The sequence below is a fragment of the Leisingera sp. ANG-S5 genome (assembly GCF_000813925.1).
Taxonomy (GTDB): Bacteria; Pseudomonadota; Alphaproteobacteria; order Rhodobacterales; family Rhodobacteraceae; genus Leisingera.
In genome coordinates, this window is record NZ_JWLH01000029.1 from 459 (window position 1) to 18,750 (window position 18,292).

The window sequence follows — 18,292 nt, forward strand, 5'->3', positions numbered from 1 at the left end:
CGCTGGACTTCGTCTCGGACGGTAATCCCCCCATTTTTGCGGGGGCTTGGTCGTAGAATTTTCTCGGCAGGATGAACGAGGAGATTCCGATGAAGAAGACACGTTTCCCTGAGGCCCAGATCATGGGTATTCTGCGGCAGATGGAGAACGGCGTGCCCGTATCCGAGCTGTGCCGCGAGCACGGTATGAGCAGTGCCACGGTCTACAAGTGGCGGGCCAAGTATGGCGGGATGGACGCCAGCCTCATCAGTGAGATGAAGGCTATGGCCGAGGAGAACCGCCGGCTGAAGCGCATGTACGCCGACGTCAGCATGCAGAACGACCTGCTGAAGGAGGCGCTCGGAAAAAAATGATACGGCCAGCTCAGCGCCGAGAGTTGGCCGTGAAAGCGGTGGCGATGAAAGGCGTCAGCATTGCGCTGGCCTGCCGGGCATTTGGCGTCAGCGAGACATGCTACCGATACAGCCCGAAGCTAAACGAGGAGAACGAACAGATCGCCGATCTGCTCCTCGGACTGACAACGGCGAGGAAGACCTGGGGGTTTGGCCTGAGCTTCCTGTATCTGCGCAATGTCCAGGGGCATTCATGGAACCACAAGCGCGTTTACAGGATCTACCGTGAACTGGAGCTGAACCTTCGGATCAAGCCGCGCAAGCGTTTGAAGCGGGAGAAGCCGGATGAACTGGCGGTTCCAGAGGTGCCAAACGAGGTCTGGTCGATGGATTTCATGGCGGATCGTCAGGAGGACGGTCGCCAGTTCCGGCTGCTGAACGTCTTGGATGATTTCAACCGAGAGGGTCTGGGCATAGAGGTGGACTTCTCGCTACTGGCTGAACGGGTCGTGCGCGCGCTGAACCAGATCATCGAATGGCGCGGCGCACCCAGGACAATTCGAGTCGACAACGGCCCCGAATACGTCAGCGGAACGCTCATGGAGTGGGCTGAGAACAGGGGCATCACCCTGGCGACCAGCCTGGCGGGCCAGCACATGCAGGTCGGGCGGTAAGCGGCCATTTGCTGCGACAGCGAGGACAGTTCGTGAGACCAAAAAAGAGGACAATCCCAACTGGGAAGTTTTAGGGTCCAAGCCGTTTGATTTCCAAGGTCGGCAAAGCCCTGTTTCCGGATTTGCAGTGCCGACAGGGTGCGCGGAACTCGGCTCGCTCACCGTACTTCGTTTGCCTGCCGGGTCGTGCAAACAGCCTTGATGCCTCAATTCAAATCTCGCGCGATTGAACGGGCAATCACCGGTGCTTTCTTTGAGATCGCCCGCAGCGATCCGCCAAGGGGCGGCGGCATCAGCGCGAACCGAAGCCCTGGCCGAACGGCTGTCCCGCAGCATCGCGGCCGTCCGGCTTCGTCCAGCACTCCAAGATGCCCGGCAATGCTTTCCAGCCCGCTGCGGTAGCCTGTCGCTGCAATAACAAAATCAGGCCGCAGTGTTCGGCCGTCATCAAAATGCACTTGATCGGATGCGAACCTGGCGATCTGCGGAAACACCGGGATCTTGCCGCGTTTCAGCTCTGCAACGAAGCCGCGGTCCACTGCTGGTGCCACATGCTCGTTTTTCAGGCGGGACGCCGCTCCCGCGCGGTATCGGTTCAGCCCGAGCTTGGATAGATCGCCAAAAGCAACCCGTTCCACCCCTGACAGTACTCCATCAGCCAAACGGGCGGGGAGATGTTCCAGGAGAGGCGCAGTCAACTGTAAAGGAAAGCCAAATAGTTCCGCGGGCACCGTCGTGCCGCCAGTACGCACCGAAACACTTAGATCAGCGGTTTCAGCCCGCGCCAGTACGTTCAGGCAGTCTACGGCTGAGTTTCCGGCGCCCGCGACCAGCATTGACTTGTTTCGGTATCTTCTTGCATCACCCATGTCCCGGGAATGCAAAATCGAACCGGAAAAGCCGCTGGACCCAGGCCAGTCGGGAAGAACTGGAGTGTGATCGAAGCCGGTTGCAAGAACGGCTTGATCCGCACGTATCTTGCCCTTGCCGGTTTTCAGTAACCATGTGCCTGCGTCGTGTTCCAGTTTTTGCACCGTGCAATTCACTTCGATCCGGCACCGGGATTGCCTGGCAATGCGGTCGAGGTAGGCGACATAGTCTGGTAGCGCTGGCCAGGTGCCTGCGGTGCGTGGTATCGGCTGGCCCCTCAGGCCTGAGTTCACACGGTGCGTATTCAACTGCAGTTGCGGATGGCGGGACCGCCAGGCGGAGGCCACTGCGCTGCCGCGTTCCAGAATGAGCGGGTCAAACCCCAGCCTGCGGAGTTCACGCCCCAGCGCCAGCCCGAACGGGCCGGCGCCGACGACAACAATACGTTCATGCCTCATACCGGCGCCTCTTTCCGGCTGACAAACCAGACGTTCATCGGGTCATGCGGCAGAACACTGCGCACCGGTCTCTGGAAACCTGCCTGGCGCAGCATCGTTTCAGCCGTCTCCCAGCCCCACATGGTGCCGAGGCCCTTGCCCCCCTGCGCCAGAGACACTGGAGTGCAGTGGCTGCAGGAAATGGCATAGAGAAAGGCGGCGAAGGGAAAATCGAGGTTGTTTTCGAGCCGCACCGACCCGCCGATGTCCTGCATGAGGTGAACGCCGCCAGGACGCAATGCCCGGTGATAGGATTTCAAAAGTTCCTCGGGGTCCTTGGTGTCATGCACAGCATCGAAAGAGGTGATCAGATCGTAGGCTGAGGCTTCATCGAAACCGGACAGGTCCCGCACCTCAAACCCCACATTGCTCACGCCGCGTGACGCTGCGGTGCCCTGGGCCATCTCGATAGCATCCGGACAAAGATCAATCCCTTTGAACCGGCTGTTTGGATGCAGTTCAGCCAGCCGGATCAGCGCAAGCCCGGCACCGCAACCGGCGTCCAGAACGTCGATGCCCTGATCCAGCCGTTCGGCGAGATCGGGGGCCAGCGTTTGAATGATCTCGCCGATGCCTGCGACGACGGTCTGTTCACTGTCCTCGGACATGATTTGGTGAAAACAGGGATAATCGCTGTAAGGAATTCCTTCGCCGTCTCGGAAGGCTTGCATCAAGCGGTCCTCGACCTTGCCGAAAAGCGCAACCGACTGAGCATAGACAGCCAGGTTCCCGAACGGTGCGCCGGCAGTCAGGCACGCGGCGTGTTCGGACGGCAGGCTGTAGGTTCCTTCTTGCGGCGCATAGTCAACGATCTGCCCCGTGACCATTACCGCAAGCCATTCCCGCACGTAACGCTCGGCCAGCCCTGCGGTTTTGGCAATTGTGGCGCTTTGGCTGGGCGGCAGTGAGGCAAGCGTGTCAAACAGACCCAGGCGGTGGCCGACTGAAATCATAGCGGCCACGGCACCGTTGTTCAGGGTTGCTGCAACTGTGTCAAGAAATGCTTCGGCCCTGGTTTGGTCGAACACAGGAGGGAGGGCAGCGTGGTGGGTCATTGGTGGTTCCTTTCGAAATTTCTACCCCTGCCTACCCCCGGCCCGCGCATGCCGTCAGATCGGCTATGGACAGAAACGGCCCTTTTCGGACAAAATCCCACATGGAAGGTAAGACCCGGGACACAAAGTTTGCGCTTTTGGCGCTGCCCCAAGCGACGCCGCTGGCCTTGTACGGGCTTTATGAAGTGTTCCAATCGGTCGGCCGGGCATGGTTGGACATGACCGGCGAAGAAAACACACCTGTCCGCTTCTCACCGGCAATCGTAGCGCGGTCCCTTGCCACAATTCCGACCGCAATCGGCATTGAGATCACGCCTCAGGCGAAACTTGGCCTGGCCGATGTTGTGATTGTGCCCGACATCGCCGTCGGCGCTTCATTTGATCCGCGCGGCAGCTGGCCGGAAGAATGCGCCTGGCTGCGCGAATGCTTCGACCAAGGAGCCATCATCTGTTCGGTCTGCACAGGCTCGCTGGTTCTCGCTGAGGCTGGGCTTATCAACGGGCAGCAAGCTACCTGCCATTGGGCAAGTGTTGAACAGTTCAAAAAATTCTATCCGTCTGTAAATCTGGCGCCGGAGCGCATCCTGAGCACAGCCGGCGAGGCGGACCGCATCGTGACCAGTGGCGGGGCGTCGTCCTGGGAAGATCTCGCGTTGTATCTTGTCGCGCGGTTTGCCGGCGGACAAGAAGCGGTCCGGATCGCAAAGATATTCCTGTTTGGCGAGCGGGCAGAGGGGCAGTTGATGTATGCCGGCGCGCGGACCGCCCACCGGCACGCGGACTCCGTGATCGCGGATGCCCAGAGCTGGATCGCTGAAAACTACCACGAGAGTAACATCGTTGGCAGGCTTGCGCGCCGCTCTAACCTCAATGAGCGAACATTTAACCGGCGTTTCCGCGCGGCGACCGGTTATACACCTATCGACTACGTTCAAACTTTGCGCATCGAAGAAGCAAAGCAATTGCTGGAAACGACCGGCCTGCAGATCGATGAGATCAGTGAAGAAGTGGGTTATGCAAATCCCTCCTATTTTCGCAAGCTGTTCCGGCGGCGGACAGGTGTGCCGCCGGCCCGCTACCGGCAAAGGTTTTCCCCGATTGCCTTGGCAGGAAATTTACCGAAGCATAACGAAACGTCCTGAAGCCGAAGATCGGCAATTTACTGGTTTCGTCATATTTTGCTTTCGTCCGGAATTTCTATTGCTTGACGGCGGCCATATGAACATTCGCTTCTTCCATCAGGGCAATTCGACCCGATGGCGGCTTCGGGCTGAGCTGCTGTCATCCAGATGGTCTGACGACCTCGAGACGGGAAGGAAATGGAGCTGCGGTACCACAAGGCAGCTTTGAGCTGTGTCGCCTATATCGAAGGCGTTAAAACCGTTACGCTTGTTCGGGCACACGGACCGACGCCAACTCCACAACCCAAACACTGGAGGGGTGAATGATAGAGTTAGAACCACCGCTGCGACTGGCCAGGGAATCGGATGCATCTCAGCTCGCCGATCTCGTGAACTATGCCGGAGAAGGGCTGCCTTACTACATCTGGACCGGCCTTGCGGAAGATGGCCAAGACCCTTGGAAGATCGGCCGTGCAAGACAGGCCGAAAAGGCGCGTGACGGACAGATTGTCGTGGTGGATTTCGGAAGCGGTGCGGTGGCGAGCCTGACCGGCTACAAGATCGGGGCGGAACCGGTGGAGATAGGCGAGGATTTCCCGGCCCTGTTTCGGCCATTGCAGGAATTGGAGAACCAGGCACTCGAAAGCTGGTATGTGAACGTTCTGGCTTGCTATCCCGAGCACCGCGGTAAGGGTTATGGATCACGCTTGCTGGATCTGGCAGACGAAATTGCTTTGGCCGAGGGTTTAACCAGGATGAGCGTCATCGTGGCCGGAGACAACATTGGCGCGCGTCGTCTGTACGAACGAAAGGGATACAAAGAGGCCGCTCAAGCCCCGTGTCAGAAAGAGGATTGGGAAACAGACACCGAGTGCTGGGTGCTTCTGATGAAATCACTATCGTGATCACGATCCTTATGGGGCCGCGCTGCCGGAATTCCCGGGCTCCGTGTTTAAGCAAGCGCAGCGAAAAGGCAGCTATGAGGGGCCGCACTGAGGCATTAAGGTGCTAGGTCGAGCTTCCGGTGCGGGACGGTCGTGACAAGCTGGCTTGGGTCAAGGCGGATGCTGCGCCGCATCCGAGGTCGACTGCGAGCCAATTTTGCAAATGCTTAATATTTCACGAAAGACCGCTTTCCTGAGAAACTGGTTTCGCGGCATCCTTTTTTAGAGGCCGCCAATCTGAGTACGCGTAGGAATTGCAGCAGCACCGGCCTTGCTTGCGGCATCGCGCCCAACCTATTTATTCCCGGCCCCTTTCGCAGGTGGAATATCGGCAAAGTAATTGCGGCCCAGCCAGGTTGCGATGTCCCGTTTCAATCTGCCGGAACCGGACAGCCTGATACGATAATCGCGCAGGGCCTGTCCCAAGGCTGTGTCCCCCATCCAGACGCCGGTCAGCGTGCGGATGTCGGTCGTAATCGACATATCAATATCATGCCCGGGGTCCTTCATGCAGACGTCGACCTCGCCACTCTCGACAACCAGCCACCAGCGGCGGGACTTGGCGGTGAAATCGCTGAACTCGACATAGATCGTTGTCCTGCCGTCACTAAAATAGTCGACATTCATGGTTCTGTGGATGTCCCACATGAGCATGGAAGGATCCAGCTCGTCCGGCGTAAGGTTGCTCCGGGCCCAACGATGCCCCCAGATCCCCATCTGTACGATGATTGGCTTCAGCTCGCGCCCTGCCTCCGTCAGCGTATACCTGACGCCTCTGCCGGCTTCGGTGCGCGAGACCACGCCGGCGTGTTCCAGAGATTTCAATCGCGCTGACAGCGTCGAGGGCGGGATCAGCGGCATCCCGCGCCGTAGGTCATTGAAGGTCTCACTGCCGGCACCCAGCTCGCGGATCACGAGATTGGTCCAGCGCTCTCCGAGGATTTCGGAGGTCTTGGCGATCGGGCAGAACTGTCCATAGGTACTCATGCCCGAGAGCATAAAGGAAAAATCAAATCCACTCAGTACAAATTTCGTATTAAACTTTTCCCGGGTAAGACTAACTCGCCAATCGTCGAACCGGTATTATTCAACAATAACAATAAGTAAAACTTGCATCGACATAATTCCAGCGCCATCGAAGATGAACTAATACAATCTTCATACTGGAAATTTTAGGAGCCAGTTTCGATCCTCTAACCGTGAAGACTTCCAAAGGAGGGAACGAAATGCTGCCTGCAATACTCAGATATTGGCTGTTCGATACGATGTCGGTGAAAACTATGCGCTATGTCCGCGCTGTACCTGCCCGCAAGGCCACGGGCTTGACGAAAACGGTCTACGACATGATCCGCGAGGACTTTTTCAAAAACGGCTCTCTGACAAGCCGGTCGAAAGTGCCCGAATTGATGGCCGCTATCTGGACCGGCGGGCGTGAATCCATGCTTGTTGCAGACCGGGTTGACCGAACCACAAAGGACGCCATCAGCGCCGTGCTGTCACAGCTGAACGATTGCCCCTATTGCGAGGACATGCTTGTCAGCCTCGTGCATGCCGCCGGCGACCACGAAGCTGCCGGAGACATCTTCGCCCGCAACGAACTGAGAGCAACGGATGCAAAGCTGCGCGCCCGCCTGGACTGGGTCCGGCAGGTCGCGACACCGGGAAATACCGGGGTCTCCAAGCCGCCCTTTACCCCGGAGCAGATGCCAGAAGTTTTGGGAACGATCATGGGCATGGGCGATATCAACCGCTTTAGCCATGTGGTGATGGAAGATTCGCCCGTGAGTTCCCCGTTCGGACTACAGGCGGCCAAAGCCATTCTGCTGCGGCTGTTTGGATCCGAGCTGGAAGTGACACGAAGACTCCCGCTGAAGCCCGGCCGTGCGCTACCACTATTGCCAGAGGCAGAACTGCCGGAAGACATGAATTGGGCGAAGCCCAATCCCCGCGTCGCAGATGCCTTGGCACGCTGGACCTCCGCCGTGGAACGCGAAGCCAATCAGGCAGTGTCACCGCGCGTGAAGCAAGTCGTTTCTCAGTCGCTGTCGGTCTGGCAGGGCGAACAGATGCCGCTCAGCCGGTCTTGGGCTGCGCACGAAGTGCAGGGCCTTTCAGGACAGGAACGGGCGATCGCAGAGCTTGCCATCGTTCTCGCCAAGGCTCCTTATCAGGTGGATGAAAAGATGGCCGAAGCAATTTTGGATTTCGACCCCGACGAGGCCCGCTTTATCCGGATCCTTGCCTGGGCATCGTTCTCCGGCTCGCGCCGGGTCACACAGCTTATCGCAGAGCGAGCGCAGCAAGCGATGCCTGCGCCTGCGGTTCCGGTGGAGCGCAACCTGCAATCTGAGGCGCGACTGGTGGCATGAACCCACGATCTGCGTTGGGTAATGAGCGTCAGATGCAAGCCCCCAAAAAACCGGCTCCCGCAAAAGGGAGCCGGCTACCGCTTTTTGCTGTTTGTCCGGGATCAGCGCCTGCAAGCTTGATTAATAAAGAGCAGCACGCATCAAAGATAGCGGGCCTACTTTAACAGGAAGCAAACTTTGGTTTTGCAAGGCCTGACGGCTGCAAAAGTCCGGCACACTGTGAGTTCGCCGGTCATCAGATTTTTCTCTTGCAGTGAATGGCGGCAATGCGGGCTGCGGCTGCAGCATCGAGATCAGCTGCTGGATGTCGGCTCAGGGCCGTCCTCGCCTTGATCAAGGATAGCCATACCGCCTGCCAGCCCCTATTTTGCAATGTCCGGAAACGACATCCTCAATGACAGATCCAAGCCGCCTCCATCACTTCACCCCGGGTCAGCATCCGGATGACATGCCGAAGGTTCAGCTCCGCACCGCTTCCGGCAATTTCCAACGCTTCGGCCACAGCCTCGACAGAGTCTTGCGTCAATCCACGCCGGCAGCCCTCACGGCGAGCAAAAGCGGCTAGTTCGGATACTGAAACTGGCGGGAGGCGGATGACCTCCAGACGGCTAAGCAGAGGGGCTGGTAGAGTGACCAAGGTGTTGGAGGTCAGCACCCAGCTGATCCAAGACATGTCGAAACCCACCTGGTAAAAGGGGCACTGCCACAAAGTTGCAGAAGATGGCTCCAGGAGGGACAGCAGCCCCTCGGTCAGGCCGAAGCTGTTTCCTTTGGTGGAAGTTGCAACCCCGGCCTTTTCCACTTCGTCAACAACGACCACCGGGTTCGCAATCAGGTGCTTCAGGATCGTCATCAAAGGGCGTCCCGGCTGCGCGTTGGACCAGCCGCGCTGAGAGCCCACGATACCGAACGACGCTTGCTCCGCCGTCGCCTCCACACCACAGCGGGGCACGCCAAGTGCGTTGCTCAGCCGACGGGCCCACATGCTCTTTCCAATTCCCGGAGGACCGTCCAGCAGCACCGGAGGCAGGCGGAAGCCTGCATCCCCATTGCGGACTGAGCGCCGCATGGACTTCCAAAGAAGATCGGTCGCAGGCGCCATCCAAGGCATATCGGCGTGGATCCCGGCAGCGATTTCATCCGCCTGGTGCTCTGTCCGGATCCGGATCAGCTCCGCACCGTTGCGCAGAACCTCCAAGGCTCTCCGGTCGTCGAGCTTAAGGTGGGAGAGACCTGCGGCCGCTGCCCGCCGTTCCGCCAGCCTGCTCACCCGGCGGTCCACGCGGTCCTGACCTTCGCGCCCGAGACCGATCTGCATCAATTCGGTTTCCCACCGAAGGCGGTCATCGCGATCCTCAGGGTCCGGAGGCACGATACCGCGTTCGAGCGCGCGGCGCGTTTTCAGGAACCGCTCCAGGCGCTGCCGAATTGCCTGCCGGTCTTTGTCGGCATTGTGGAACTCTGCCTCGATGAACTTGATCTTGGACATAGCTGGCCCTTTCCCGGCGCGCCGCGCCGTTTGGCTTCCGATTGCACACAGTGCGTTCGGACAATTGAAGGAAAGAACCTGGCCAGGTTTGAGCTTCAGTCCTGCTCAATATGGCCATTTCAGTCAACAGGCGGTGCTGATCTTCGGAGGGGAAAGGCACCCCTTCAGCATGCAGAAGGCAGATATCACATAAGTCATTGTTTTAAAACAAAACCACCGACCGAAGATCGGCCGGTGGCAATTAACCTCGTGTCGGAATGGCAGAAAACCCCCATCAATGGCAGTTATTTCATGGGTCCGACACGAAAACAGGACAAAGCCCGCTCACCCGCATTTCGAATGACCGCAGCTGCGGCAGGTCATGCAACCTTCGACCATCTGCATATCGAACTGGCCGCAGCTCGGGCAGGCTTTGCCGCGGGGCTGGTTCAGGTTCACCACCTGCGCCTGCGGGTCGGACTTCAGGCCCATGCCCTCGCCTTCCAGGAAACCGGTTTTTACCATATGGGTCTCGATCACACCGCCGATCGCCGCCAGGATCGAGGGAATGTACTTGCCCTGCACCCAGGCGCCGCCGCGCGGGTCGAACACCGCCTTCAGCTCTTCGACGACAAAGGACACGTCCCCGCCGCGGCGGAACACGGCTGAGATCATCCGGGTCAGCGCCAGCGTCCAGGCGTAATGCTCCATGTTCTTGGAGTTGATGAACACTTCGAACGGGCGGCGGTGGCCGTTGATGATGATGTCGTTGATGGTGAGGTAGATCGCGTGCTCGCTGTCCGGCCACTTCAGCTTGTAGGTATGGCCTTCCAGCGACTGCGGGCGGTCCAGCGGCTCGGACATATAGACCACTTCTGCGCTGTCGCTTTCATGCGGCGCCTGCGCGGTCTCGCCCGGCGCGGTGTCGGCGCTCTCGCTCACCGACAGGACCGAACCGGTCACGTCGTTCGGCCGGTAAGTGGTGCAGCCTTTGCAGCCCTGATCCCAGGCCTGCATGTAGACGTCCTTGAAGTCGTCAAAGGAGATATCTTCCGGACAGTTGATGGTCTTGGAGATCGACGAGTCGATCCACTTCTGCGCCGCCGCCTGCATCTTGACATGGGCCGCCGGGCTCAACGTCTGGGCGTTCACGAAGTAGTCCGGCAGCTTGGCGTCCGCGCCAAACTTCTCACGGTACATCTGCACTGCGTAGTCGACCACTTCCTCCTCGGTGCGGCTGCCGTCCTTCTGCAGCACCTTTCGGGTATAGGCATAGGCGAAGACCGGCTCAATGCCCGAGGACACGTTGCCCGCATAAAGCGAAATGGTCCCGGTCGGCGCGATGGAAGTCAGCAGCGCGTTGCGGATGCCGTGTTCGCGGATGGCGTCGCGCACGTCCTCATCCATGTTCAGCATATTGCCGGAATTGAGGTACTTCTCGGCGTCGAACAGCGGGAAGGCGCCTTTTTCCTTGGCAAGGTCCACCGACGCCAGATAGGCGGCGCGTGCGATCGCGTGCAGCCATTCGTCGGTCTGGCGCGCCGCCTCGTCGGAGCCGTATTCCAGCCCAAGCATCAGCAGCGCATCGGCGAGGCCGGTCACGCCCAGGCCGATCCGGCGCTTGTTCTTCGCTTCCTGCGCCTGCGCCTCCAGCGGAAACTTGGAGACGTCGACCACGTTGTCCATCATCCGCACTGCGGTGGCGACCAGTTCCTGCATTGCGGCCTGGTCCAGATGGGCGTCTTTCTCAAACGGGCTGGCCACCAGCCGCGCCATGTTGATCGAACCCAGCAGGCAGGCGCCATAGGGCGGCAGCGGCTGCTCGCCGCAGGGGTTGGTGGCGCAGATATTCTCGATGTAGTTGAGGTTGTTGGCCTTGTTGATGCGGTCGATGAAGATCACGCCCGGTTCGGCATAGTCATAGGTCGCCTGCATGATCTTGTTCCACAGGTCGCGCGCCTCGACGGTGTGATAGACCTTGCCGTCGAACTGCAGCTCCCAGGAGCCGTCGGATTTCACCGCATCCATGAAGTCATCTGTGACCAGCACCGACATGTTAAACATGCGCAGGCGGGCCGAGTCGGATTTGGCGGTGATGAAGGCCTCGATATCCGGGTGGTCGCAGCGCATGGTCGCCATCATCGCACCCCGGCGGGAGCCTGCGGACATGATGGTGCGGCACATCGCGTCCCACACATCCATGAACGACAGCGGGCCGGAGGCATCCGCCGCTACGCCTTTTACATCGGCACCGCGCGGCCGGATGGTGGAGAAGTCATAGCCGATGCCGCCACCCTGCTGCATGGTCAGCGCCGCCTCTTTCAGCATGTCGAAGATGCCCGACATGCTGTCCGGCACCGTGCCCATCACAAAGCAGTTGAACAGGGTCACCTGGCGCGCGGTGCCGGCGCCTGCGGTGATGCGGCCTGCGGGCAGGTATTTGAAGTCCTCCAGCGCGCCATAGAACTTCTCTTCCCATACGTCCGGCTTCTTCTCCGCCCGCGCCAAGTCACGCGCGATGCGCCGCCAGGTGTCCTCAACGGTCACGTCGATCGGCGCGCCATCGGCCTGCTTGAAACGGTATTTCATATCCCAGATCTGCTCGGCGATGGGGGCGGCAAAGCGGCTCATGTGTCGGTCCTTCGGCTCGTTCGGGCTTCATGAAAACGGCTCCGCTGCGGCAGCTCTTTCCGGGCACCGTGGCGAATCCATTTTTTGTTAAGGCTTACTTGCAGCAATAGCGTGGAGAAACACAATACCTTGAAGTCGGTGATCCGTAAACTACTATATACTGTCAAAGCTCTGGACGACTCTGTGGGGAACCTGTGGATAAGCGCGTGAATCTTGTGAAGCTTTCGGTCGGCACCGAAAGCGTCGACAGCCTGATGGCCTGGCAGGAAATGCGCCGTGCGGAACTGCCGGAGGGCCTGCCGCGGCACGTCACCCGCATGTGGCCCAAGCGCGAGGCAGAGATCCTGAACGGCGGCTCGATCTACTGGGTGATCAAGGGGCTGATCCAGTGCCGCCAGCGCATCCTGCGGCTGGATGAGGTCATCGGCGAAGACGGCATCCGCCGCTGCGCCATCATCCTGGACCCGGAGCTGCAGCGCACCCACACGGCGCCGAAACGCCCGTTCCAGGGCTGGCGCTACCTGAAGGCTGAAGACTCCCCTGCCGACCTGCCCGCAGGTAAAAAACAGGAGGAGCCGTTGCCGCTGGAACTTTCCCAGGCACTGGCGGAAATCGGGGTTATCTGAGGCAATCCGCTCCCCCCGCGGCAGCCTCGCCAGCGCCGGGCGTCAGCCCGGCGCACGGCCCAACCGAGGCGGAAACATCTGTGAAGTTTCCAGCAACGGGCGGGAGCACCCCGGCATACGGCATGCACCCGGAACCAAAAATGCGCTCCCGCCCCCTTTTCAGGCATCCATAGATGCCTTGAAGGCGTTGGGCCAAGCCCGCGCGGGCGCGCGGGCAGCAGCGCTTATTTGCGGTGTTCCAGCAGGTCCAGCAGCGTGTTCAGCGCCGCCTTCTCATCGGTGCCGTACTTCGCCACCCGGCTGCGCCACAGGGTGGCCTGCGACTTCAGCACCAGACCGTCGTTCAAGAGCTTCAGGTGATTGGCCCGCAGCGTCTCGCCTGTGGAAGTGATGTCGGCCACCATTTCGGCGGTCTCGTTCTTCACCGTGCCTTCGGTCGCGCCCTGGCTGTCGACCAGCTGGTAATCCGCCACTCCGGCGTCGGTCAGGAACTCCCGCACCAGCCGGTGGTATTTGGTGGCGATCCGCAGCCGGTGGCCATGCGCCGCGCGGAACGCCGATGCGGCAGCGTCCAGATCATCCAGGGTGTCCACGTCGATCCAGAACTGCGGCACCGCCAGGATCAGATCGGCATGGCCGAAGCCCATTTCCGCCAGATCTTCCACCTGCTGCTCGAACCGTGGCAGCTTCTCCTGCACCAGATCGGTGCCGGTGACGCCCAGATGGATCCGCCCCGCTGCCAGTTCGCGCGGGACCTCTCCCGCCGACAGCAGCACCAGCTCCATATTCGACACACCTTCAACCGCGCCCGCGTATTCGCGGTCCGACCCGGTGCGAGACAGCGTCACGCCGCGTTTGGCAAACCAGTCAAAGGTCTTTTCCATCAGCCGCCCCTTGGACGGCACTCCCAGCTTCAGGGTCATTTGCGCGCCTCCTCAAGCTGCAGCATCAGGTCCGGGCGCAGCACGCCGCCCACGGCCGGGATCTCCTCGCCCTCACCCAGCTGCCGGGTCAGCGCATCATAGCGCCCGCCGCTGGCCACCGGCGGCAGGTCCGGGCGTGCCTCGGCATAGAAGCCAAAGACAAACCCGTCGTAATATTCCATCGAGGTGCGCCCGTAGGAAGCTTCGAAATCGAGGTTCTCCACATCCACGCCGCGCGCCTTCATCGCAGCCGTGCGCGCATCCAGCCGGTCCAGAGCCGGGTTGATCTGCGGCAAGTCCACCGCGATGTCGCGCATCTGCTCAGTGGCAAAGGGCACAGTTTCCCGCACCGCCATCAGCGCTTCCAGCGCCAGCAATTCGTTTTCGGCTATTGGCGGATGCTTGGCATCCTCGCGCAACGCCTCCACCCGCGCCTGCACCTCTGCCGCACGGCGCTTGCCGATCTCCACGGCGGAGCCGGTCAGGTCGCCCTCGGTTTCCAACAGCTTCCTGCGGCTTTCCGGCACCGGGCTGCGGCCTGCAAAACGGTCCAGCAAGGAGCGGAAGCGGCGCGGCCGCCAGATGTGGCGCATCAGCGCCGCCTTGCGCTTGTCCGTGGTGTTCAGCCCCTCAACCGCCGCCATCAGAATGCCGATGTCACCGGTTGCCGCCCGCAAGGGCAGCCCGCGCACCTGCAGAGCAAACAGCGAAAATACTTCCGCGTCCGCCGCCGCGGCATCGTCACGCTCGAACACCTCATAGCCAACCTGCAAGTATTCGTTGGGCCGGTCCGGGTCGATCTCCTGGCGCCGGAACACCTCGCCGGAATAGGTATAGCGCGCAGGCTCGGCACCATGGCGCATATGCGCCTCCACCACCGGCACGGTGAAGTCCGGGCGCAGCATCTGCTCGCCGCGCAGCGCGTCAGTGGTCACATAGGCACGCGCCCGGATGTCCTCGCCGTAAAGATCCAGCAACGTGCCGGCCCGCTGCAGCAGCGGTGTGTCCACCACCTGCGCCCCTGCGGCCTCAAAGCGGACCCTCAGCTGGGCGGCGCGGGCCTGTATGTCGGAACGAAGCGTCATGATCAGCCCTGCCCGTCCAGAATTTCGCGCACCTTGGCGACCAGTTCGCTGCGGGGCACTTCGAACTGGCTGGGGCGTTCCTTCCACTCTTCCAGCGTCGCGCTTTCGGCGATCTTGGCGCCCAGGATCAGGTCCTTGATCTGCACCACGCCATTGGCCTTCTCGTCACCGCCTTCAATCACCGCGACCGGAGAGTTCCGCTTGTCCGCGTACTTCAGCTGGTTGCCGAAGTTCTTGGGGTTGCCCAGATAGACCTCAGCCCGGATACCCGCATTGCGCAGCTCTGCCACCATCGCCTGATAATCCGCCATCCGGTCGCGGTCCATCACTGTGACCACAACCGGGCCGGTTGCCTCGGCGCTCAAACGCCCCTTGGCATGCAGCGCCGCCAGCAGCCGGTCAACGCCGACCGAGACACCCACCGCAGGCACTTCCTGCCCTGTAAAGCGCTTGACCAGCCCGTCATAACGGCCACCACCAGAGACCGAGCCGAACTGCCGCTTGCGGCCTTTCTCGTCGAGGATCTCAAAGGTCAGCTCCGCCTCGAACACCGGCCCGGTGTAATAGCCCAGCCCGCGCACGACCGAGGGGTCAATCTCGATCCGGTCCTTGCCGTAGCCGCCCGCGGCCAGCAGCTCACCGATCTGCTCGAGCTCGGCAATGCCGTCCTGACCGACCTTGCTGTCGCCCACGGCAGCGCGCAAGTTGGCGATGGTGCCCGCCGCATCTGCCGCCTTGGATGTCAGGAACGCCAGCACCGGCGCAGCCTGATCGTCCGACAGGCCCACACCGTCGATGAAGGCGCCGGAAGCATCCAGTCGGCCTTTAGTCAGCAGTTCGCGCACGCCGGCCTCGCCCACTTTGTCGAACTTGTCGATGGTGCGCAGCACGTCGTCGCGCTTGGCATCGCCATCACCCAGGCCCATCGCCTCCAGCACGCCGTTCAGAACCTTGCGGTTGTTGACCCGCACCAGGTAATCGCCGCGCGGAATGCCAACGGTTTCCAGCGTGTCGGACAGCATCGCGCAAATCTCTGCATCCGCCGCCATCGAGGCCGTGCCGACAGTATCCGCATCGCACTGATAGAACTGGCGGAAGCGGCCCGGCCCCGGCTTCTCGTTGCGCCAGACCGGCCCCATCGCATAGCGGCGGTAAGGTGTCGGCAGGTCGTTGCGGTGCTGGGCATAGACCCGCGCCAGCGGCGCCGTCAGGTCATAACGCAGCGCCATCCAGTCGCCGTTTCCGTCCTCTTCGGTTTCCTGCCAGGCGAACACGCCCTCGTTCGGACGGTCCACGTCGGGCAGGAATTTGCCCAGCGCCTCAACGGTTTCCACCGCCGAACTTTCCAGCGCCTCGAACCCGTAATGATGATACACACCCGCGATGGCCCGCAGCATCTCGCTGCGCTGGGTCACCTCCGCACCGAAATAGTCACGGAACCCCTTTGGCGTCTGCGCCTTGGGGCGGGGCTGTTTCTTCACTTTGGCCATATCCGGCCTCCTCACGGGTAGCGGTTTCACTCGCGTGGCGGTCTAGCGGAAGCAGGCCGCAACAGCAAGAAGGAGCCGCGGGAGGCAATGCCGCAGATGAGAAATTGGCCTCTCGGTTTCAACTCGAAGGGCAGCGCCCGTCCCGGCGGGGCAGGAAGCGAAGCGCCCGCCCCGTGGGGGGCGGGACGGGCGCTGCCCGGCCTGCCGGCCAGGCGGTTCCTTGCAATCTGCGTGAGCTTCTGTATCAGGCAATCCAGAACCCAAGGAGTCACCCCATGCAGCATCTGGAAGAGCAAATCGCCCATCTGACCCGCAGCGTGGACGAAATGAGCGACGTGATCGCCCGCCAGCAGCAGGAGATCGACGTGCTGACCCGCCGCGTTGCCATGCTGATGCAGCGCGAAGCCACCCGCGAGCAGGAAGGCACCGGCGGCGTGGTCTTCGCCGACGAACGCCCGCCGCATTACTGACGCCTGCCCCGAAAACCACGGTTTCCCTTGATCCAAACGCGCGCGCCGCGCAGGCTGTTACATGTGTATTCTGTGACAAGTGATTGGGGGGGGAAACGCCATGGCACCATCCAACGACCCGGTAGAATTCGTCGAAGAAGGCATCGAAAAGCTCCATACGCGGGTGATCTTCTATCTCAAGAAGGTCTGGAAGCGCGTCCGCTCCCTGCTGATGCCGCTGCGCAAGTTCATGAAAAGGATGCTCTCGGCGGCCAAGTCCATCGCCAAGACCGCCGGCAAGAAGGCAGTCGCGCAGGTCACCTCTGCCGGGCAAACGGTGCTCAATCTGCTGGACCGGGTGGAGCAGATGCTGAAGACCATGATCAAGCTGGGCCAGCGCATCCTTGATACCATCCGCAAGAACACCGACCGTTCCCGTCTGGTCCGGGTGCTGAAAACCGTGGTCCGCAAATACGTCGAGATGTTCCGCCAGGTCTGGGGCTGGGTGCAGGAGATCTGGGAGCAGATCGGCGTGCTCGACACCGCGCTGTCGATCCTCAACCGCTTTGCCTCGGTGCTGCAAATCGTCTTTGGCTGGATCAAGGAGCTTACCACGATCCTGGGCGGCGTGAAGAAGGTGAAGGGGATGCTGAAAAAGGTGGTAAAAACCCTGCGGCTGGAAATGAAGGATGCCATCCGCCTGCTGAAAGACACCGCCAAGCTGCCAGTGCCGAAGGAGGCCTAAGCCCGCGCCTGCCTCAAACGGGCCTGCGGCAGCCCGTGGGATGGCGCCCCGGCGGTTGTGTTTGGCAGTTTATCCCGGCCAAGTCCGTAGAACTTATCCGGCGGAGCACTTTGCCTCACCAGTGCGCCAGCCCGCCCGAACGGTCTGCCGCAGGCCCGGATCACTCCTCGCCTCTGTTCCGGGCCTATCTTCAAGTTCTGACTGTTAGACGCCGGTTGTGACTTCAGTCCGGGATCTGCTCCTTGTAGCTCTGCAGCATCAACCCGTACAGATCTGCAGGGCACTGCAAGGAATCAGTGGCCATGACCTCCCGGCAGTAAGCAGACAATTGAAGAAGCATAATTATCTCACTGTCATTTGAAAAGTCAGGCCGGTTTTGCTTGCTACCATACCTGAGCATATCAAACTCAAACTTTGCCGTGACTGGATGAACTCCCAGCGATGATACGAGACTATAGTTCAGACACCCCTGCTGAACAACTGACGGCTGACTGCTATCCACCACCATAATTAATGCCGCAATTACATTTTTTGCACTTGCGTTCCACTTTCCATAACAACCCGTTCCCAAATGGGTCAGCCCTGCATCAAGAATTGATTGGATTTTCGGCGACGCACCATCAAGAGAACTTTTGATACTCTGACGGAATAAAAGCGCATCATCGGGCAATCTCGTGGAAGACAAATCTTCAAACAAAACAACGTAATTAGCCTGCGCTGAAATTCCTAACCCTGGCGCAAACCATTCTTCAGCACTACCTACCAGTTCAAGCTTTGTTTCGGCGTAGTTTGATAAGGTTTCGAGATACGATGCGGTAGAAAAAGCCGTTTTGGCAGATACGTCCCCAACAATATCCAATTTGATTCCAGCTTCTTCCCAACGCGTTAAAGTCAGGGCGCCTTGGGCATCTCTAACATACCTGTTTGTTGGGACTGACAGATCGGTTGAAAGCTCCTGAGAAACCGTTTGCGTTGCGAAAAATGCGGCCAAGGCTGCACAAAAGTATCTAATC

Annotated in this window: 15 protein-coding genes and 1 pseudogene; 7 read left to right on the forward strand and 9 right to left on the reverse strand. The window is 60.3% G+C overall.

Annotated features, from left to right (window positions below):
• Positions 1-89: 89 nt before the first annotated feature.
• A pseudogene (locus RA25_RS21620) lies at positions 90-994 on the forward strand (IS3 family transposase); the annotation flags it as partial.
• Between the two features lie 218 nt (positions 995-1,212).
• Here RA25_RS21620 and RA25_RS22545 read toward each other — a convergent pair.
• Both RA25_RS22545 and RA25_RS21630 read right to left on the reverse strand, forming a co-directional pair.
• Positions 1,213-2,334 (reverse strand): flavin-containing monooxygenase, encoded by a 1,122-nt coding sequence (locus RA25_RS22545; protein ID WP_082023131.1) that lies wholly within the window; start codon positions 2,332-2,334, stop codon positions 1,213-1,215.
• Complete coding sequence (locus RA25_RS21630) at positions 2,331-3,326, reverse strand: class I SAM-dependent methyltransferase (RefSeq protein WP_241477462.1); 996 nt, start codon at positions 3,324-3,326, stop codon at positions 2,331-2,333. The genes RA25_RS22545 and RA25_RS21630 overlap by 4 nt, the downstream gene beginning before the upstream one ends.
• Before the next feature lie 203 nt (positions 3,327-3,529).
• Here RA25_RS21630 and RA25_RS21635 point away from each other — a divergent pair, with 203 nt between their 5' ends.
• Both RA25_RS21635 and RA25_RS21640 read left to right on the forward strand, forming a co-directional pair.
• On the forward strand, positions 3,530-4,570 hold the full coding sequence (locus RA25_RS21635) for a GlxA family transcriptional regulator (protein ID WP_039174938.1): 1,041 nt from the start codon (positions 3,530-3,532) through the stop codon (positions 4,568-4,570).
• A 302-nt stretch (positions 4,571-4,872) separates the two neighbouring features.
• A complete protein-coding gene (locus RA25_RS21640) occupies positions 4,873-5,454 on the forward strand; it encodes a GNAT family N-acetyltransferase (RefSeq protein ID WP_019295373.1) in 582 nt (193 codons plus the stop codon).
• Positions 5,455-5,787: 333 nt separating this feature from the next.
• On the opposite strand, the gene RA25_RS21645 is transcribed toward RA25_RS21640, so the two are convergent.
• Positions 5,788-6,480, reverse strand: a complete 693-nt coding sequence (locus tag RA25_RS21645; protein ID WP_039175028.1) for a winged helix-turn-helix transcriptional regulator — start codon at positions 6,478-6,480, stop codon at positions 5,788-5,790.
• Between the two features lie 239 nt (positions 6,481-6,719).
• Between RA25_RS21645 and RA25_RS21650 the strand changes: the two genes are divergently transcribed.
• Positions 6,720-7,862, forward strand: coding sequence for a hypothetical protein (locus tag RA25_RS21650; protein WP_039174940.1), 1,143 nt, complete (start codon positions 6,720-6,722; stop codon positions 7,860-7,862).
• Positions 7,863-8,253: 391 nt separating this feature from the next.
• Here RA25_RS21650 and RA25_RS21655 read toward each other — a convergent pair whose 3' ends face one another.
• Together RA25_RS21655 and RA25_RS21660 are read right to left on the reverse strand one after the other, a co-directional pair.
• Positions 8,254-9,351, reverse strand: a complete 1,098-nt coding sequence (locus RA25_RS21655) for an AAA family ATPase (RefSeq protein ID WP_039174942.1) — start codon at positions 9,349-9,351, stop codon at positions 8,254-8,256.
• A 324-nt stretch (positions 9,352-9,675) separates the two neighbouring features.
• Complete coding sequence (locus RA25_RS21660) at positions 9,676-11,961, reverse strand: adenosylcobalamin-dependent ribonucleoside-diphosphate reductase (RefSeq protein ID WP_039174946.1); 2,286 nt, start codon at positions 11,959-11,961, stop codon at positions 9,676-9,678.
• Between the two features lie 194 nt (positions 11,962-12,155).
• On the opposite strand from RA25_RS21660, the gene RA25_RS21665 reads away from it, so the two are divergent.
• Positions 12,156-12,587: a DUF1489 family protein gene (locus RA25_RS21665; RefSeq protein WP_019294802.1), complete on the forward strand. Its 432-nt coding sequence runs from the start codon at positions 12,156-12,158 to the stop codon at positions 12,585-12,587.
• A 224-nt stretch (positions 12,588-12,811) separates the two neighbouring features.
• Here RA25_RS21665 and hisG read toward each other — a convergent pair whose 3' ends face one another.
• The 3 genes from hisG to hisS are packed head-to-tail and all read right to left on the reverse strand — an operon-like array spanning position 12,812 to position 16,085.
• Positions 12,812-13,510 (reverse strand): ATP phosphoribosyltransferase, encoded by a 699-nt coding sequence (gene hisG / locus RA25_RS21670; protein WP_019294801.1) that lies wholly within the window; start codon positions 13,508-13,510, stop codon positions 12,812-12,814.
• The gene (locus tag RA25_RS21675; protein WP_039174948.1) at positions 13,507-14,595 is read right to left on the reverse strand and encodes an ATP phosphoribosyltransferase regulatory subunit; all 1,089 of its coding nucleotides are present in this window, start codon (positions 14,593-14,595) and stop codon (positions 13,507-13,509) included. The genes hisG and RA25_RS21675 overlap by 4 nt, the downstream gene beginning before the upstream one ends.
• 2 nt (positions 14,596-14,597) lie before the next feature.
• Positions 14,598-16,085, reverse strand: coding sequence for a histidine--tRNA ligase (hisS, locus tag RA25_RS21680; RefSeq protein ID WP_039174950.1), 1,488 nt, complete (start codon positions 16,083-16,085; stop codon positions 14,598-14,600).
• 275 nt (positions 16,086-16,360) lie between these two features.
• Here hisS and RA25_RS21685 point away from each other — a divergent pair, with 275 nt between their 5' ends.
• Positions 16,361-16,555, forward strand: coding sequence for a SlyX family protein (locus RA25_RS21685; protein WP_019294798.1), 195 nt, complete (start codon positions 16,361-16,363; stop codon positions 16,553-16,555).
• A 100-nt stretch (positions 16,556-16,655) separates the two neighbouring features.
• A complete protein-coding gene (locus RA25_RS21690; RefSeq protein ID WP_039174953.1) occupies positions 16,656-17,279 on the forward strand; it encodes a hypothetical protein in 624 nt (207 codons plus the stop codon).
• A 223-nt stretch (positions 17,280-17,502) separates the two neighbouring features.
• Here the strand turns inward: RA25_RS21690 and RA25_RS22895 are convergent, their stop codons facing one another.
• Complete coding sequence (locus RA25_RS22895) at positions 17,503-18,270, reverse strand: hypothetical protein (protein ID WP_152612269.1); 768 nt, start codon at positions 18,268-18,270, stop codon at positions 17,503-17,505.
• Positions 18,271-18,292: the final 22 nt, after the last annotated feature.

Coding starts and splice junctions, on each gene's coding strand:
- RA25_RS22545 (WP_082023131.1), bottom strand. CDS start 2,334: ATGAGGCATGAACGTATTGTTGTCGTCGGCGCCGGCCCGTTCGGGCTG.
- RA25_RS21630 (WP_241477462.1), bottom strand. CDS start 3,326: ATGATTTCAGTCGGCCACCGCCTGGGTCTGTTTGACACGCTTGCCTCA.
- RA25_RS21635 (WP_039174938.1), top strand. CDS start 3,530: ATGGAAGGTAAGACCCGGGACACAAAGTTTGCGCTTTTGGCGCTGCCC.
- RA25_RS21640 (WP_019295373.1), top strand. CDS start 4,873: ATGATAGAGTTAGAACCACCGCTGCGACTGGCCAGGGAATCGGATGCA.
- RA25_RS21645 (WP_039175028.1), bottom strand. CDS start 6,480: ATGAGTACCTATGGACAGTTCTGCCCGATCGCCAAGACCTCCGAAATC.
- RA25_RS21650 (WP_039174940.1), top strand. CDS start 6,720: ATGCTGCCTGCAATACTCAGATATTGGCTGTTCGATACGATGTCGGTG.
- RA25_RS21655 (WP_039174942.1), bottom strand. CDS start 9,351: ATGTCCAAGATCAAGTTCATCGAGGCAGAGTTCCACAATGCCGACAAA.
- RA25_RS21660 (WP_039174946.1), bottom strand. CDS start 11,961: ATGAGCCGCTTTGCCGCCCCCATCGCCGAGCAGATCTGGGATATGAAA.
- hisG (WP_019294801.1), bottom strand. CDS start 13,510: ATGACCCTGAAGCTGGGAGTGCCGTCCAAGGGGCGGCTGATGGAAAAG.
- RA25_RS21675 (WP_039174948.1), bottom strand. CDS start 14,595: ATGACGCTTCGTTCCGACATACAGGCCCGCGCCGCCCAGCTGAGGGTC.
- hisS (WP_039174950.1), bottom strand. CDS start 16,085: ATGGCCAAAGTGAAGAAACAGCCCCGCCCCAAGGCGCAGACGCCAAAG.
- RA25_RS21685 (WP_019294798.1), top strand. CDS start 16,361: ATGCAGCATCTGGAAGAGCAAATCGCCCATCTGACCCGCAGCGTGGAC.
- RA25_RS21690 (WP_039174953.1), top strand. CDS start 16,656: ATGGCACCATCCAACGACCCGGTAGAATTCGTCGAAGAAGGCATCGAA.